The sequence below is a fragment of the Micromonospora sp. WMMD967 genome (assembly GCF_029626165.1).
Classification (GTDB): domain Bacteria; phylum Actinomycetota; class Actinomycetes; order Mycobacteriales; family Micromonosporaceae; genus Micromonospora; species Micromonospora taraxaci.
Genome location: NZ_JARUBK010000001.1, coordinates 1,837,226 through 1,851,541 on the forward strand (window position 1 = coordinate 1,837,226; position 14,316 = coordinate 1,851,541).

The window sequence follows — 14,316 nt, forward strand, 5'->3', positions numbered from 1 at the left end:
CTTGCCGACGCTACCGTGCGTGGTGAATCGCCCGGTCGTTGCGCCGAACCCGTCCCAGGGCCCGAGTCCCGTCGGGCCGGACAACCTGGACGGTCGTCAGCCGATCGTTATCGGCCATGGTGGACGCGGGAAGATCAGCGCAGCGGCAGCACCGCCGAGGTGCGGACCAGCCCGTCGGCGACCGCGAACCGGCCGGCGATGGTGGCCGGTGGATCCTCGACCGTCGCCTGGTTCAGCCGGGCCGGTGCGATGCGGGCGGTGAACGTACCGGCGTCCGGGTCGATGTCGAGCTGGGCGTCGAGGAAACCCAACCACGTTCCGACGACCGGATACCAGACCTTGTAGACGGTCTCCTTCGCGCTGAACACGACGACCGGCCAGGACGTGCCGCCGGGCAGCCCCGCGCAGAGGGCCTCCTCCTCGGGCAGCAGCACCATTCTGCGTACCCCCGGGTTGATCTCCTGGTGTTGCTCGGCGTCCAATCCGACGGACCGGACGTCGGTGGTGAGCGCGGTCGCCGCGGCGCAGTAGCCGGTGGTGTGGGTGATGGCGCCGACCACCCCGGCGGGCCAGATGGGCGAGCGGTCGGCGGCGGCCGGCACGGCGGCCGGTGGCAGGCCGAGATCGGTCATGGCCCGGCGGGCGCAGGACCGGCCGGCGGCAAAGTCCCGCCGACGGGTCTCCACGGCCCGTTCACCGAGGCATGCCTGCTCGGCGGGGAGGAGCTCGCCGAGCCAGTCGTCCGGCCCGGCGACGGCGACGGCGACGGTCGAGGGAAAAATGTCACGCATGGTGTCGGCCTACTGATTGGTAGTAGTGGAGCATGCGGTCAAGCGTCAAATTTCCGACTCCCACGACCGGAGAAGGTACCGCAAAGATGTAACACCGGAGGGACGTGCAGCGCCCTCTCTGATGGCTCCGGGGGGACCACCATCAACAACGCGCCGGGCACGGTAGTCGCCCAGCCCCGTGGACATCTGGAAGGACGTGCGATGACCGATGGTGCGGAACGGTCGGGGGTGCGGGTCGACGATCATGCCCCGAAGACCCCCTGCTGGAGCTGCGGCTCCTGCGGTGACGAGTGGCCGTGCGCGACGAAGCGCAGCCGGCTACTGGCGGAGTACGGGGGTGACCGGGCGATGCTCAGCGTCTACCTGGGTTCCTGTCTCGCCGCCGCCGCTGAGGATCTGCGAACCGCGCCGGTGATGTCGCTCCAGGACCGGTTCATCGGCTGGTTGCCACGCCGTTCCCGACGCGCCTGAACCCCTGGTGGCCCCGCTGCGGGCGGGGCCACCAGGGGGGCCGGCCGGTTCAGCGACGCCGGGGCCGCCGGGTCACCGCGAAGCCGAACACGCCGGCCACCGCGGCGAGCACGCCGCCGACGCCGGTCCAGACCCAGCGCGACCCGAGGTCCGGCAACCAGTCCGTGAGCGAGTCGGCGTCGTCGGCCTCCGGCTCCGCCACGGGTACGGCGTTGAGCACGGTGCCCGCCTTGGTGTTCGGCACCAGGGGTGCGGCCAACTCGCCGTCGTCGGCCGACGCGCCCCGGTCGGCGACTTCGCCGACCAGCAGGTCCACGTCGACAGGTGCTCCGAGATCCGGTTCCGGCAGGTCGGTCACGGAGAGTCGGATGACGTACGAGCCGGGCAGCGGGTCCGCCGACCAGGGCTCCGCCCACGGTCGCACCTCGCGCAACGTGCAGCCCAGCGTCACGCTGGACGCCTTGGCGTCCACTGTCGGGGTCTGCGCCCCGGCGGTGCACGCCTGACGGCGGCGCAGCCCGTCGAAGACGTCGACCGTCCAGGTGGAGGCGCCGCTGCGTTCCTTCGGGAAGGTGACGGTGGCGGTGATCTCGTGCACCTGGCCGGCCGTCGCCGAGAACGCCCAGTAGAGGTGGTCGCCGATCGAGGCGTCCACCCGCACCGGCTGCCCGGCGGAGATCGGGGTCGCGGTGAGGAACGACGTGCCGGCCCGGTTCACCGGTGTGGCGCCCGGCGAGGGGGTCGGAGCGGCGACGGCGGCGGCGGGGACCAGGGCGGCCCCGCCGACGGCGACGAGCGCCGCCAGTGACCGGAACAGTGCGGTACGCATCAGTTCTCCCTCCAGGTGGCGACCCACCAGCGGGTGAGCAGTCCGACGACCAGGCCGGTGATCAGCCCGGCGACGGTGAGCAGGGCGAGCAGCACCCAGCCCCGACCGAGGTCCGGTCCGTCCGGAGCGGGCGCGGCGGCGACCACGTCGATGGTCAGCTCCACCGGCATGCCCGGGGTGGCCGCGGTGCCGGGGCGAGGGGCGAACGAGTTGCTCACCACCAGGCAGACGGTGGTGGGTTCGACGACCGGAGCGGAACTCTCCGCGGTCTCCGCGGCGTCCTCGTCGTCGGCGGTGGCCGACCAGCGCAGCCCGGCGGAGAGCACGTCGGCGCGTCCGCTGCCGGCGTCCGCGCCCCGGACCAGTTCCCGACCGTCCGCCGCGGTGGCCCGCAGCAGCACCCCGTAGTCCCGGTTCACGGGTCGGTCCAGCGCGATGCTCACCGACGCCCGCAGCTCCTGCCCGGGGCGTACCGGCACCCGGTAGTAGCGGTGTTCGGAGAACGCCTCCCGGTCGGCGTAGACGCCGGGGGCGAGCAGTGGGGCCGAGTCGCAGGCGTTCGCGCCGCCGACCACCGTCGGGGCGCGGGTGTGCGTGTCGCCGGCCCGCTCGACGAGCTGTTTGATCCGGCCCGTCAGTTCCTCGGCGCTCTGCGCGGCGGTGTAGGTGCCGCCGGTCGCGCTGGCGATGCAGAGCAACTGCCGACGGACCTTCTCGTCGGGGGCCAGGCCGAGGGTGTCGACGACCAGGCTGGTGCCCTGGGCGGCCAACTCCCGGGCCACCTCGCACGGGTCCGGTGGGGCGCAGGTGTCCTCGCCGTCGGTGATCAGCACGATTCGTCGGGTGGTGGCCCCGCTGCCCAGGTCCTGTGCGGCGGAGCGCAGCGCGAGGCCGACGGGTGTGAACCCGGTCGGCCGTAGTGTCGCCACCGCAGCCTTGGCCGCGGTGCGGTCCACCGGGCCGACCGGGACGATCTGCTGGGTGTCCTGGCAGCCGACCTTCTTGTCCTTGCCGCGGTAGGTCGCGCCGAGCACGCGGATGCCGAGCTGGGTCTCCTCCGGCAGCGCGTCCACCACGTCGTTGAAGGCCTGTTGCGCGACGGAGATCCGGCTGCGTCCGTCGATGTCGGCGGCGCGCATCGAGCCGCTGACGTCCAGCACCAGCTCGACCCGGGGTGGTTCGGGTGCCGGCTCCTCGTCGGCCCACGCCGGGGCGGGCCCGGCCAACGCGGTGGTCGCCAGCAGTCCGAGAAGGACAGCCGTCGATCGTCTGAAGTTGATCACGGCCCGCAGTGTAGTGAGATCCACTTTGGATGATCGTCTGGGTGCCGAAGATCGAGATCCGGCGCCGCCGGCCGGGTCGGCGACCGCCCCTGACCGGGCGATTCGGCGCTCTGGGTCCACGTCAGGTCACCCTCGGTCAACTGGCGAAGGGTAGGTGTCGGTCCGGTCATCGTCCGTCGGAAATCTGACCCAAGTCGACCCGTTGTGCCGGTGGTGCGCGGTGGTTAAGCTCTTCATGCGCGCCCCAATCGCCCGCTTCCCCCGTGGCAGGCGATCGGGGCGCGCGTCTTTGTCAGAAAGGCCCGCACGCTTCGGCGTGCGGGCCCTTCTCGTCGCGCTGTGCGGCGCGTAGCCTGTCGGCGCCTATATCCACCGACCGTCGAGCCACATCCGGGACAGCCAGTCCGAGTACGGAATCACAGTGCCGACGAAGATCGGATAGAAGTACGCGAAGCAGAGCCCGACCAGTAATACGTACGCCCCGGCCGCGATGCTGCCCACCAGTCGACGTTCGTAACTCGGATCGCCGGGCACCAGCGGCACCACCTCGCCCACGTCGCCGCCGTCGGGAGCGATCAGCGCGCCCAACACGTACACCACGGCGAGCACCAGGAACGGCACCACCGGCGCGGCGTAGAACGAGAACATCGTCCGGCCGTCGAGAGCGAGCCAGAACCACGGCAGCAGCCCGGCCGCCACGGTCAGCAGGATCGCGCCGGCCCGCCAGTCCCGACGGGCCAGGCCCAGCCAGGCCAGCGCCACCAGGGCGGGCAGGAACGACCACCAGAGCAGCGGAGTGCCGAGCAGCAGGATCTCGGAGGCACAGGTCGGCGCGCCACAGGTGCCGTTGCTGGCGTAGTGGAACGCCACCGGACGACCGAGTAGCAGCCACTGCCACGGCCAGGACTGGTATTTGTGCGCGTCGTCGAGTTGGGCGTGGAACCCGTAGGCCGCGCGATGGTATTCGTAGAGGTTGATCAGCGGGCCGATCACCGGGCGATCACTCAGCTTGTCGGTCGCGTACTGCGTGGACGTCGCCAGCCGGTAGTAGCCGTCGTCGGTGACCAGCCAGCCCGTCCAGGTGAGGAGGTAGGTGCCCACCATGAGCACACCGGCGAGCACCACCCAGGGCAGCTCGTCGAGCACTGTGTCCCGCCAGGGCCGGCGGACCCCGGCCGAACGGCGGACGCCGACCTCCCAGAGGAGCACCAGCAGCGCGAAGGCCGGGACGAAGTACAGGGCGCTCCACTTCACCGCGCAGGCGCAGCCGAGCAACACCCCGGCGGCCAGCCGCCACCACGGCCAGGTGCGCCAACCGGTCGCCGGTCGGCCGGCGCGGCCCGGCTGGCTCGGGTCGAGCCCGTCGTCGAGGGCCCGCGCCCAGCGGCGACGGCGGGCGTCCCGGTCGAGCACCAACGCGCCGAACGCCGCCAGCACGAAGAAGAGCAGGAAGATGTCGAGCAGCGCCGCGCGGGACAGCACCAGGTGGAAGCCGTCCAGGGCGAGCAGCAGGCCGGCCGCGCAGCCGAGCACCGTCGAGTGGAACATCCGTCGACCGATGCGGACCAGCAGCAGCACCGACAGCGTGCCGATCACGGCCGCCGAGAACCGCCAGCCGAACTCCGGCGCGGTGGTGATCAGGTGGCCGGGCACGGAGACCTTCGACTCGGCGTCCTGGTAGCCGAAGGCCCACTCGCCGAGGCCGATCAACCACTTGCCCAGCGGTGGGTGCACCACGTACGACGGGACGTTGTCCTTGTAGTTCCACTCGACGGCGCGGGTGATCAACCCGTAGCCGTCCTTGGCGTAGTACGTCTCGTCGAAGATCTTGCCCTTCGGGCTGGACAGCCCGACGAACCGCAGGATCGCCGCGATGGCCACCACCACCGCCGTGGCCAGCCAGGAGAACCGGTCCAGTTTGGTGTCGACGGTGGCGAACCTCCGCCTGACCACGGCGGACACGCCGCCGCCATCGGCACTCGGTGCCGTCGGCTCCTGGTTGGGGCTGGGCTCGCCCGTCACCTCGACCATCTTGGCAGGCTCGGCGCTCGGGCTCTGCGCTGTCGACGCACTCGTCACCCGGCGATCGTAGGCTGCCAAGGTGTCCGGTGGCGCCCGTCGTCCCTGATACCGGTATTCACTGTCGATGAAGGAGACGAATCTGTGGGTGAAATGTCCGAGACTGGGCGCCTGGTCCTGCTCGGTGCCCCCCTCGGCAACCCCGCCGACGCCTCGACCCGCTTCCGGGAGGTGCTGACCAGCGCCGACGTGGTCGCGGCCGAGGACACCCGCCGACTCACCCGGCTGGCCCGCGACCTCGACATCACCGTCGGCGGTCGCATCGTCTCGTACTTCGAGGGCAACGAGGAACGACGCACCCCCGAGCTGGTCGAGGTCATCCTCGGCGGGTACGTGGTGGCGCTGGTCACCGACGGGGGGATGCCGAGCGTCTCCGACCCCGGCTACCGGCTGGTCCGCGCCGCGTTGGACGTCGGGGCGCCGGTCACCGTCGCCCCGGGGCCGAGCGCGGTCACCACCGCGTTGGCCGTCTCCGGGCTGCCGTGTGACCGGTTCTGCTTCGAGGGCTTCCTGCCCCGCGCCCCCGGCGCCCGCCGGTCCCGGCTGCGCGCGCTCGCCGCCGAGGAACGCACCCTCGTCTTCTTCGAGGCCCCGCACCGGATCGGCGCGGCTCTCACCGACCTCGCCGACACGTTCGGCCCGGACCGGCCCGCCGCGCTCTGCCGCGAGCTGACCAAGACCTACGAGGAGGTGCTCCGCCGTCCGCTCGGCGAGCTGGCCCGGTGGGCCGCCGAGGCGAACCCGCGCGGAGAGATCACGCTGGTGGTGGCCGGAGCGCCGGCGACCGCCCCGGAACGCCCGGCCGACGACACCCTGCGCGCGGCGGTCGCCGAGCGGGAGGCCGCCGGCCGCTCACGGCGGGACGCGATCACCGATGTCGCCACCGAGTACGCGCTGCGCCGCCGGGACGTCTACACGATCGTGCACAGCTGAGCCGCACGCGGATCCTGGCGGCCTCGCCTACCAGGCGGCGACCAGGAAGCCGACGGTGATCAGCACGGGGCCGGCGACGGCGGCGGTGACGGCCCAACGGCGGCTCCGACGGCCCGGCAACCGGGCCGACCCGGTCCACCGGACGATGCCTGCGGTGCAGCCCAGCACCACCAGCAGACCCGGCAGCCAGCGCAGGTGCCGGCCCACGCCGGTGTCCGCGTACGCGGTGGTGGCGTCCGGGCCGGTCATCCGCGCCGACAGCCGCGTGCCGCCCGCGTTCGCGACGGCGGGCACGCCGGTAACCCGTACACCGTGCGCGATGAACCGTCCGTCCTGTGCCGTGAACGTCCCCCGGCACCGTTGGGTGAGCCCGTCGCCGGTGCAGCCGTCGAGCACCACGGTGCCCACCCGGGCGTGCCCGACCGCGAGCCAGAACGGGCCGGCACTGACCCAGGCGAAGAAGGCCGCGACCAGGCTCAGCGCCACCAGCGCGGCGAGGCCGGGCAGCGGATCGGGCGGCGGGGCCGTCCGGCTCGGCGGTCGGCGCCGCATCGGGCGGAAGTCCAGGTCCCGGTCCGGCGCCGGATCCTCGCGGACCGGGGTGCCGTCCCAGTGCACCTCCTCGATCGGTGCCCAGAAGGCGTCGTCACCGTCCGGGGCGTCACCGTCGGCCCGCCGGCCCCGGTGCCGGCGGCTCTGCTGCCGGACGGGCACCCGACGCGGTACCGCGTCCACCGGCGCGCCGGTGGTCGGCTCCACCTCGACGGTCTCCGCGGCGGCGACCGTCGAGCCGGCGGTCGGGCCCGGAGGGCCCGGCCGGGCCGGGCTCGGCGCGGGCGCGGCAGGGGTCGGCCGGGCCGGGGTGGGTGTCGGGGCGGCCGGCGTGGGTCGGGCCGGCGTGGCGGCAAGCTCCGCGGGCCTGATCTGCTGCTCCTCAGGCGGGTCGGCCCCGGCCCGCGTGGTCGGACTCGGTCGCGGGCTGGGACCCTGTCGCGCCCCGGTGCCGGGGCCGGACACCAGCCGGGGCTGGGGGGCGACGCCGGCACTCCGGGGCGGAGCCGGATCGGAACCGGGGTCGTCGTCGACCGCCGGCCCGGTGGGCCGGTCCTCGTGGTCCCGTGCCGCTCGTCTGCCAGTCACGACGTTCATTGCACACCCCTGCGGGGGGCGGAACGCGCAGCTCGACCGCGTGTCGGCGACAAATCGGACCAATGGTGGAGGTGGTCGGCCCGGTCCGCTGGCGCGGCACCCCCCATTGGTTCGCGGGCGCCCCGGACGGGTCACTAGGCTTGCTGCTCATGAGTCACGTTCTCGCGGCAGTGGCCTGGCCGTACGCCAACGGCCCCCGCCACATCGGCCACGTCTCCGGTTTCGGCGTTCCCTCCGACGTCTTCGCCCGGTACATGCGGATGGCCGGCCACGACGTGCTCATGGTCTCCGGCACCGACGAGCACGGCACCCCGATCCAGGTGCAGGCCGACGCCGACGGGGTCACCCCGCGCGAACTGGCCGACAGGTACAACAGGGTGATCGTCGAGGACCTGCACGGTCTCGGCCTCTCCTACGACCTGTTCACCCGCACCACCACCCGCAACCACTACGCCGTGGTGCAGGAGTTGTTCGAGGGGATGTACCGCAACGGCTACATCGTGCCGAAGACCACCATGGGCGCCATCTCCCCGTCCACCGGGCGCACCCTGCCCGACCGTTACATCGAGGGCACCTGCCCGATCTGCGGTTACGACAGCGCCCGGGGCGACCAGTGCGACAACTGCGGCAACCAGCTCGACCCGATCGACCTGATCAACCCGAAGTCGCGGATCAACGGGGAAGCCCCGAAGTTCGTCGAGACCGAGCACTTCTTCCTCGACCTGCCCGCCCTGGCCGAGGTGCTGCGGCAGTGGCTGGACACCCGCGAGGGGTGGCGGCCCAACGTGCTGCGGTTCTCCCGCAACCTGCTCGACGACCTCCAGCCCCGGGCGATCACCCGTGACCTGGAATGGGGTGTGCCGATCCCGCTGGACGGCTGGCGGGACCGGTCGGACAAGCGGATCTACGTCTGGTTCGACGCGGTGATCGGCTACCTGTCCGCCTCGATCGAGTGGGCCCGCCGCTCCGGCGACCCCGAGGCGTGGCGGAAGTACTGGTCCGCCGACGGAGATGGTAAGGACGCCCGGTCCTACTACTTCATGGGCAAGGACAACATCGTCTTCCACTCGGTGATCTGGCCGGCGCTGCTCTCCGGCTACTCCGGTGAGGGCTCCCGCGACGGTGAGCCGGGCGAGCTGGGTCGGCTCAACCTGCCCACCGAGGTCGTCTCCAGCGAATACCTGACCATGGAGGGTCGCAAGTTCTCCTCCTCCCGCAAGGTGGTCATCTACGTCCGCGACTTCCTGGAGCGGTACGACGCCGACGCCCTGCGGTACTTCATCGCCGCCGCCGGCCCGGAGAGCAACGACACCGACTTCACGTGGGCCGAGTTCCTCCGCCGCAACAACGACGAGCTGGTCGCCGGCTGGGGCAACCTGGTCAACCGGTCGGTCTCCATGGCGGCGAAGAACTTCGGCGCGATCCCGCCGGTCGACCCGGCCGGGCTCACCGAGGCCGACGAGACGCTGCTCGCGGTGGCCCGGGCCGGGTTCGCCACGGTCGGCGACCTGATCGGCCGGCACCGGCAGAAGCAGGCCATCGGCGAGGCCATGAAGGTGGTCGCCGAGGCCAACAAGTACCTGTCCGAGCAGGCACCGTGGAAGCTCAAGGACGAGGCGGACAAGCCCCGGATGGGCACCATCCTGCACGTCGCCCTCCAGGTGATCAGCGACGCCAACACGCTGCTCACCCCGTTCCTGCCGCACTCCGCGCAGCAGGTGCACGAACTGCTCGGCGGCACCGGCGTGCACGCGCCGATGCCCGTCATCGAGCAGGTCGACGACCTGGACGGCGGCCCGGCGTACCCGGTGCTCACCGGTGACTACACCGTCGGCGCGCGCTGGGAGTCGGTGGCGATCGAGGCGGGTCGGCCGCTGGCGGCGCCGAAGCCGGTGTTCCGCAAGCTCGACCCGTCGATCGTCGACGAGGAACTGGCCCGACTGGCCGGCTGACAGTGTGACGCGCGGCGGCAGGCGTCCTGCCGCCGCGCGCCGTCACATCGCGTACCGGGTGTCCATCACCTGGTCGTCGGTCACCTCGGTGCCCAGCGCCCACGCCTCGTAGACGCCTCGTTCGTGGCACTGCGCACCGGTCGCCACCACCGCCTCCGGGTTCGGGAAGCGCAGACGCACCCGCAACCAACCGGCTTCCTCGCGCAGCACCAGGCAGGGCACACCCCGCCACTGGGCGAACCGGAGTCGGCGGGCCACCGCCTCCACCGGGTAACGGGCCGCCCGGGTCATCGCCAGCACCCGGAACCCGCCGGGCAGGTCGGCCACCGCCTCGTACTCGGTGTCGCCGTAGAGACCGACCAGCTGGGTGGAGCGCGGCGCGTCCCCGTTCGGCACGTACTCCTGGTCCGGCGACAGGCCCGGCACCCCCGCCAGCAGGTGTCGCCACTGCGGGCCCACCATCCGCAGCCATCCGCGCTGCTCGGCCTGGTAGGTGTAGAGCACCACCTCCACCCCCTCCGGCGGGTACGCGATCAGGGCCGCGTTCGCCGGCATCGGCAGGTCGGCGAAGTCCCGGGTGATGAACTCCGGGATGAGCTGACCGTTGCTCGGCACGAAGCCCGTGCCCAGCACCGGGGCGCCGAGCCGGTCCCGGGACGGCAGCGCGGTCAGGCCACGGTGCGCCTCGCCCACCGGAACGTCGTAGTCGCCCGGGTCGGACGCCCGCCACCGCAGCGCGTACGTCACATCCGGCCCCTCCCGGCCGACGTCACCGTCGCTGCGCAGCACCGTCGTCGTCGCCGGCGTACGCAGGTGCGCCACGTCGTACTCGCGGTAGCAGAAGCCGTGCGGCAGCCAGCCCCGCACGTAGCCGGCGAGCTGCTGGGCGGAGAGCACCTTCACCATCCGGGTGCCCCGCCGGACCGCCGCCGACGCGCGCGCTGCCGCCAGCACCGGGTCACCCGCCGCGGACGGCTGCTGGCTGAGTTGGTGCAGGTACGCCCAACCCCGCTCGCGGTGCGCGGGCATCATCAGCGGCAGCTCCGGCTCGTCGGCCGGCTCGGTGCCCCCGTGCACCGTCGTCACCTCGCTGACGTGCACGAACCGCCGCCACGGCAGCGCGCTGCCCGGCCGTGGCGCCCACTCGAAGCCGGTCACCTCGTCGGCGCTGAACAGCTCGTACGCGGCGCCCCGGGCGATCTCCTCGGCCGGGTACACGCCGCCGCCGAACGCCACATGCAACCCGGTACGTTCGCCGGCGCTCCCGCCGGTCTGGGGGATGACGCTCATGCCGCCGTCTCCCTCTCCCTCGACGAGATGCCCTGCGACCCGGTTCGCTCGCTCCCCGGCGACGGTAGAGTCGCGCGGCGTAGTCGAGGTGAACGTCGGGTGGCGGGCAGATGGACAGGCCCGGTGTGTGATGCTGTCGCTGATGAGCGAGCCCACTGAATCGCGCCGAGAGCGCGCCGCCCGGCGGGCCGGAGAGTTTCCGCCCGCCCCCGAGCCGCTGCCCCGCGCGGTACTGGACAGCCACACCCACCTGGACATCACGGTCAGCGAGGCCGGTGTGCCCGGTGGCGGGACGTCCGACGACCCGGTCGGGGTGGCCATCGAGTTGGCCACCAAGGTCGGTGTGGACCGGCTGGTCCAGGTGGGCGTGGACGTCGACTCGTCCCGGTGGGGCGCGGACACCGCCGAGCGGTACCAGGCGGTGCTGGCCACCGTGGCGCTGCACCCCAACGAGGCACCCCGGCTGACCGACCTCGACGAGGCGCTGCGGCAGATCGAGTCGTTGGCCGCCCGCGAGCGGGTCCGGGGGATCGGCGAGACCGGAATGGACTTCTTCCGGACCGGCGACGAGGGGCGCGCCGCGCAGGAGGAGAGCTTCCGGGCGCACATCGCGATCGCCAAGCGGTACGGCAAGGCGTTGGTCATCCACGACCGGGACGCCCACGCGGACGTGCTGCGGATCCTCGACGACGAGGGCGCGCCGGACCGGGTGGTGCTGCACTGCTTCTCCGGTGACGCCGACTTCGCCAGCGAGTGTGTCCGCCGCGGTTACCTGCTCAGCTTCGCCGGCACCGTCACCTTCGGCAGCGCCACAGCGCTGCGGGAGGCCGCCGCGCTCACCCCCGTCGACCAGATCCTGGTGGAGACCGACGCCCCGTACCTCACCCCGACGCCGCACCGTGGCCGGCCGAACGCCTCGTACCTGATCCCGCTCACCGTCCGGGCGCTCGCCCAGACCACCGGCACCGACCTGGACGAGCTGTGCGCGGCCATCTCCGCCACCGGCGACCGGGTCTTCGGCCCGTGGTGAGCCCGGCCCGACGGTCGACCCCGACCCCGTCGCTACGCTTCCCGGCATGACCGGTCTCCTCGGCCCGGCGGAGATCCGGGAGCTCGCCGCCCGGCTGGGCGTCGCGCCCACCAAGAAGCTGGGCCAGAACTTCGTACACGACCCGAATACCGTGCGCCGGATCGTCACCGCCGCCGGCCTGACCCCGGACGACGTGGCGCTGGAGGTCGGCCCGGGGCTCGGTTCGCTGACAGTGGGGCTGCTGCCGATCGCCGGGCACGTGCACGCCGTGGAGATCGATCCCGTGCTGGCCGGGGCGCTGCCGGAGACCGCCGCGCGGTACGCCCCGGCGGACGCCGACCGGCTCACCGTGCACCGCGCGGACGCCCTGCGCGTCGCCGCCGCCGAGTTGGCCGATCCGCCGCCGACCGCGCTGGTGGCGAACCTGCCCTACAACGTGGCGGTGCCGGTGGTGCTGCACCTGCTCGCCGTGCTGCCCACCCTGCGGCACGGCCTGGTCATGGTGCAGAAGGAGGTCGCGGACCGGCTGGTCGCCGGTCCCGGCTCCAAGGTGTACGGGATCCCGTCGGTCAAACTCGCCTGGTACGCCCACGCCAAGAGCGCCGGACGGGTGCCCCCGAACGTGTTCTGGCCGGTGCCCAACGTCGACTCCGGCCTGGTCGCCTTCACCTGCCACGAACCGCCCCGCTCCGACGTACCCCGGGAAAGGGTGTTCGCCGTTGTCGACGCGGCGTTCGCGCAGCGGCGCAAGACGCTGCGCGCCGCGCTGGCCGGCTGGGCCGGTAGCGCGGACCGGGCCGCCGCCGCGCTCACCGCGGCCGGCGTCGACCCCGGTGCCCGTGGCGAGTCCCTGACCGTCGAGCAGTTCGCCGCCATCGCCGCGTCGGCTCCGGCCGGTACGCCGGCCGCGAAGTAGGCTGACGCCGTGCCCGCCGAGGAGGTGTACGAGTGACCGCGCAGCCGATCGAGCCCGCCGCCCAGGGGATATGGGGTCCGGATCCCGTCCGGCAGCGACTGGCCAACCACACCATCGAGGACGTGCTGGCCCTGCCCGACGACGCCCCCCGCGTCGAGCTACGTGACGGAGTCCTCGTCGTGGTCCCTTCCCCCACCTATGACCACCAGAACATCAGCAGCCTGCTCTGGATGTGGCTGCGACAGCACGCCCCGCTGGATCTGTCGCCAGCTACCGCCGTCGGAGTGGCGATCAACCACCGCAACACCCTTGAGCCGGATGTGGTGCTGCTGCGCCGCCCACTCGTTGGCACGAGCCACTACTTCGATGCTGAGCAGGTCGTGCTGGCTGTCGAGGTCGTCTCGCCCGGCACCCGACGGCGGGACCGGCTCGAGAAGCCGGCCGACTACGCCGATGCCGGGATTCCGCACTACTGGCGGATCGAACAGAATCCGGTGCATGTGTACGCGTACGACCTGATTGACGGCCGGTACGAGCTGATTGCCGACTCCGCCGAGGAGCTGATCGTGGCCAAGCCGTTCGACATCCGCCTGCGCTTGCGGGATGTCACCCCGTGACCGAGGCCTGGCGTCCGGACGACGAGGACGAGCGACGCGGGGCCATCGGGCCGGTGAAGGTCCGGGTGCCCGCGAAGGTCAATCTGCACCTCGGGGTGGGCCCGCTGCGCCGGGACGGCTACCACGAGCTGAACACCGTCTACCACGCCATCTCGATCTACGACGAGCTGACGGCCCGTCGGGGCGACACCCTCGCCCTGACGATGGAGGGCGAGGGCACCGGCGAGCTGGCCCTGGACGACTCCAACCTGGTGATCCGCGCGGCGCACGCCCTCGCCGGGTACGCGGGCGTGCCGCCGCACGCCCGGCTGCACCTGCGTAAGCAGATCCCGCTGGCCGGCGGGCTGGCCGGTGGCAGCGCCGACGCGGCGGCCGCGCTGGTGGCCTGCGACGCGCTGTGGGGCACCGGGCTGTCCCGTGACGAGCTGGCCGGGATCGCCGCCGACCTCGGCTCCGACGTGCCGTTCCTGATCTACGGGGGCACCGCGTTGGGCACCGGCCGGGGTGAGGCGATCAGCCCGGTGCTGGCGCGTCCGACCACCTGGCACTGGGTGGTGGCGATCGCCGACGTGGGCCTCTCCACTCCCGCCGCCTACCGCGAGTTGGACCGGCTGCGCGACTCCGGTGCCGCCGGTGCCCCGCTGGGCCCCACCGACGCCCTGCTGGGGGCGCTGCGTCAACGCGACCCCCGGGTGCTCGCCCGCACGCTCGGCAACGACCTCCAGGACGCCGCGCTGGCCATGCTCCCGGCGCTGGCCGACACCCTCAAGGCCGGCGAGGAGGCCGGCGCGCTCACCGGCATCGTCTCCGGCTCCGGCCCGACCTGCGTGTTCCTCGCCGCCGACGCCGCCGACGCGGAGCGGATCGCCGCCGAGCTGAACGCCGCCGACGTGTGCCGGGAGGCGCGGGTCGCCCACGGTCCGGTCGCCGGCGCCCGCGTCGGCTGACGGTACGTCCCACCGGTCCCACGGGCGCG

13 protein-coding genes are annotated in these 14,316 nt (G+C 72.7%); 7 read left to right on the top strand and 6 right to left on the bottom strand.

The window, feature by feature from the left end:
• Window positions 1-134: 134 nt before the first annotated feature.
• A complete protein-coding gene (locus tag O7631_RS08755) occupies window positions 135-791 on the bottom strand; it encodes a 4'-phosphopantetheinyl transferase superfamily protein (RefSeq protein ID WP_278143809.1) in 657 nt (218 codons plus the stop codon).
• A gap of 201 nt (window positions 792-992) precedes the next feature.
• Between O7631_RS08755 and O7631_RS08760 the strand changes: the two genes are divergently transcribed.
• Entirely contained in the window at window positions 993-1,262 is a 270-nt protein-coding gene (locus tag O7631_RS08760; RefSeq protein WP_278143810.1) for a hypothetical protein, read from the top strand.
• 49 nt (window positions 1,263-1,311) lie between these two features.
• Here O7631_RS08760 and O7631_RS08765 read toward each other — a convergent pair whose 3' ends face one another.
• From O7631_RS08765 to O7631_RS08775, 3 genes are all read right to left on the bottom strand, one after another.
• A complete protein-coding gene (locus O7631_RS08765; protein WP_278143811.1) occupies window positions 1,312-2,091 on the bottom strand; it encodes a peptidase in 780 nt (259 codons plus the stop codon).
• Entirely contained in the window at window positions 2,091-3,374 is a 1,284-nt protein-coding gene (locus O7631_RS08770) for a VWA domain-containing protein (protein WP_278143812.1), read from the bottom strand. The genes O7631_RS08765 and O7631_RS08770 overlap by 1 nt, the downstream gene beginning before the upstream one ends.
• Before the next feature lie 363 nt (window positions 3,375-3,737).
• Complete coding sequence (locus O7631_RS08775) at window positions 3,738-5,405, bottom strand: phospholipid carrier-dependent glycosyltransferase (RefSeq protein WP_278147884.1); 1,668 nt, start codon at window positions 5,403-5,405, stop codon at window positions 3,738-3,740.
• A gap of 132 nt (window positions 5,406-5,537) precedes the next feature.
• On the opposite strand from O7631_RS08775, the gene rsmI reads away from it, so the two are divergent.
• Window positions 5,538-6,386, top strand: coding sequence for a 16S rRNA (cytidine(1402)-2'-O)-methyltransferase (gene rsmI, locus O7631_RS08780; RefSeq protein ID WP_278143813.1), 849 nt, complete (start codon window positions 5,538-5,540; stop codon window positions 6,384-6,386).
• A 27-nt stretch (window positions 6,387-6,413) separates the two neighbouring features.
• Here rsmI and O7631_RS08785 read toward each other — a convergent pair whose 3' ends face one another.
• Window positions 6,414-7,526 carry a hypothetical protein gene (locus O7631_RS08785; protein ID WP_278143814.1) on the bottom strand — a complete coding sequence of 371 codons (1,113 nt, stop codon included), beginning with the start codon at window positions 7,524-7,526 and terminating at the stop codon, window positions 6,414-6,416.
• Between the two features lie 158 nt (window positions 7,527-7,684).
• Here O7631_RS08785 and metG point away from each other — a divergent pair, with 158 nt between their 5' ends.
• Window positions 7,685-9,487: a methionine--tRNA ligase gene (gene metG / locus O7631_RS08790; protein ID WP_278143815.1), complete on the top strand. Its 1,803-nt coding sequence runs from the start codon at window positions 7,685-7,687 to the stop codon at window positions 9,485-9,487.
• A 42-nt stretch (window positions 9,488-9,529) separates the two neighbouring features.
• Here the strand turns inward: metG and O7631_RS08795 are convergent, their stop codons facing one another.
• Entirely contained in the window at window positions 9,530-10,777 is a 1,248-nt protein-coding gene (locus O7631_RS08795; protein ID WP_278143816.1) for a hypothetical protein, read from the bottom strand.
• A gap of 130 nt (window positions 10,778-10,907) precedes the next feature.
• On the opposite strand from O7631_RS08795, the gene O7631_RS08800 reads away from it, so the two are divergent.
• Genes O7631_RS08800 through O7631_RS08815 form a run of 4 tightly spaced genes read left to right on the top strand, consistent with a single transcriptional unit; the run spans window position 10,908 to window position 14,287 of the window.
• Window positions 10,908-11,807, top strand: coding sequence for a TatD family hydrolase (locus tag O7631_RS08800; RefSeq protein ID WP_278143817.1), 900 nt, complete (start codon window positions 10,908-10,910; stop codon window positions 11,805-11,807).
• A 46-nt stretch (window positions 11,808-11,853) separates the two neighbouring features.
• Window positions 11,854-12,723, top strand: a complete 870-nt coding sequence (rsmA, locus tag O7631_RS08805; RefSeq protein ID WP_278143818.1) for a 16S rRNA (adenine(1518)-N(6)/adenine(1519)-N(6))-dimethyltransferase RsmA — start codon at window positions 11,854-11,856, stop codon at window positions 12,721-12,723.
• Between the two features lie 32 nt (window positions 12,724-12,755).
• Window positions 12,756-13,340, top strand: a complete 585-nt coding sequence (locus O7631_RS08810; protein WP_278143819.1) for a Uma2 family endonuclease — start codon at window positions 12,756-12,758, stop codon at window positions 13,338-13,340.
• A complete protein-coding gene (locus tag O7631_RS08815; protein WP_278143820.1) occupies window positions 13,337-14,287 on the top strand; it encodes a 4-(cytidine 5'-diphospho)-2-C-methyl-D-erythritol kinase in 951 nt (316 codons plus the stop codon). Before O7631_RS08810 ends, O7631_RS08815 begins: the two co-directional genes overlap by 4 nt.
• Window positions 14,288-14,316: the final 29 nt, after the last annotated feature.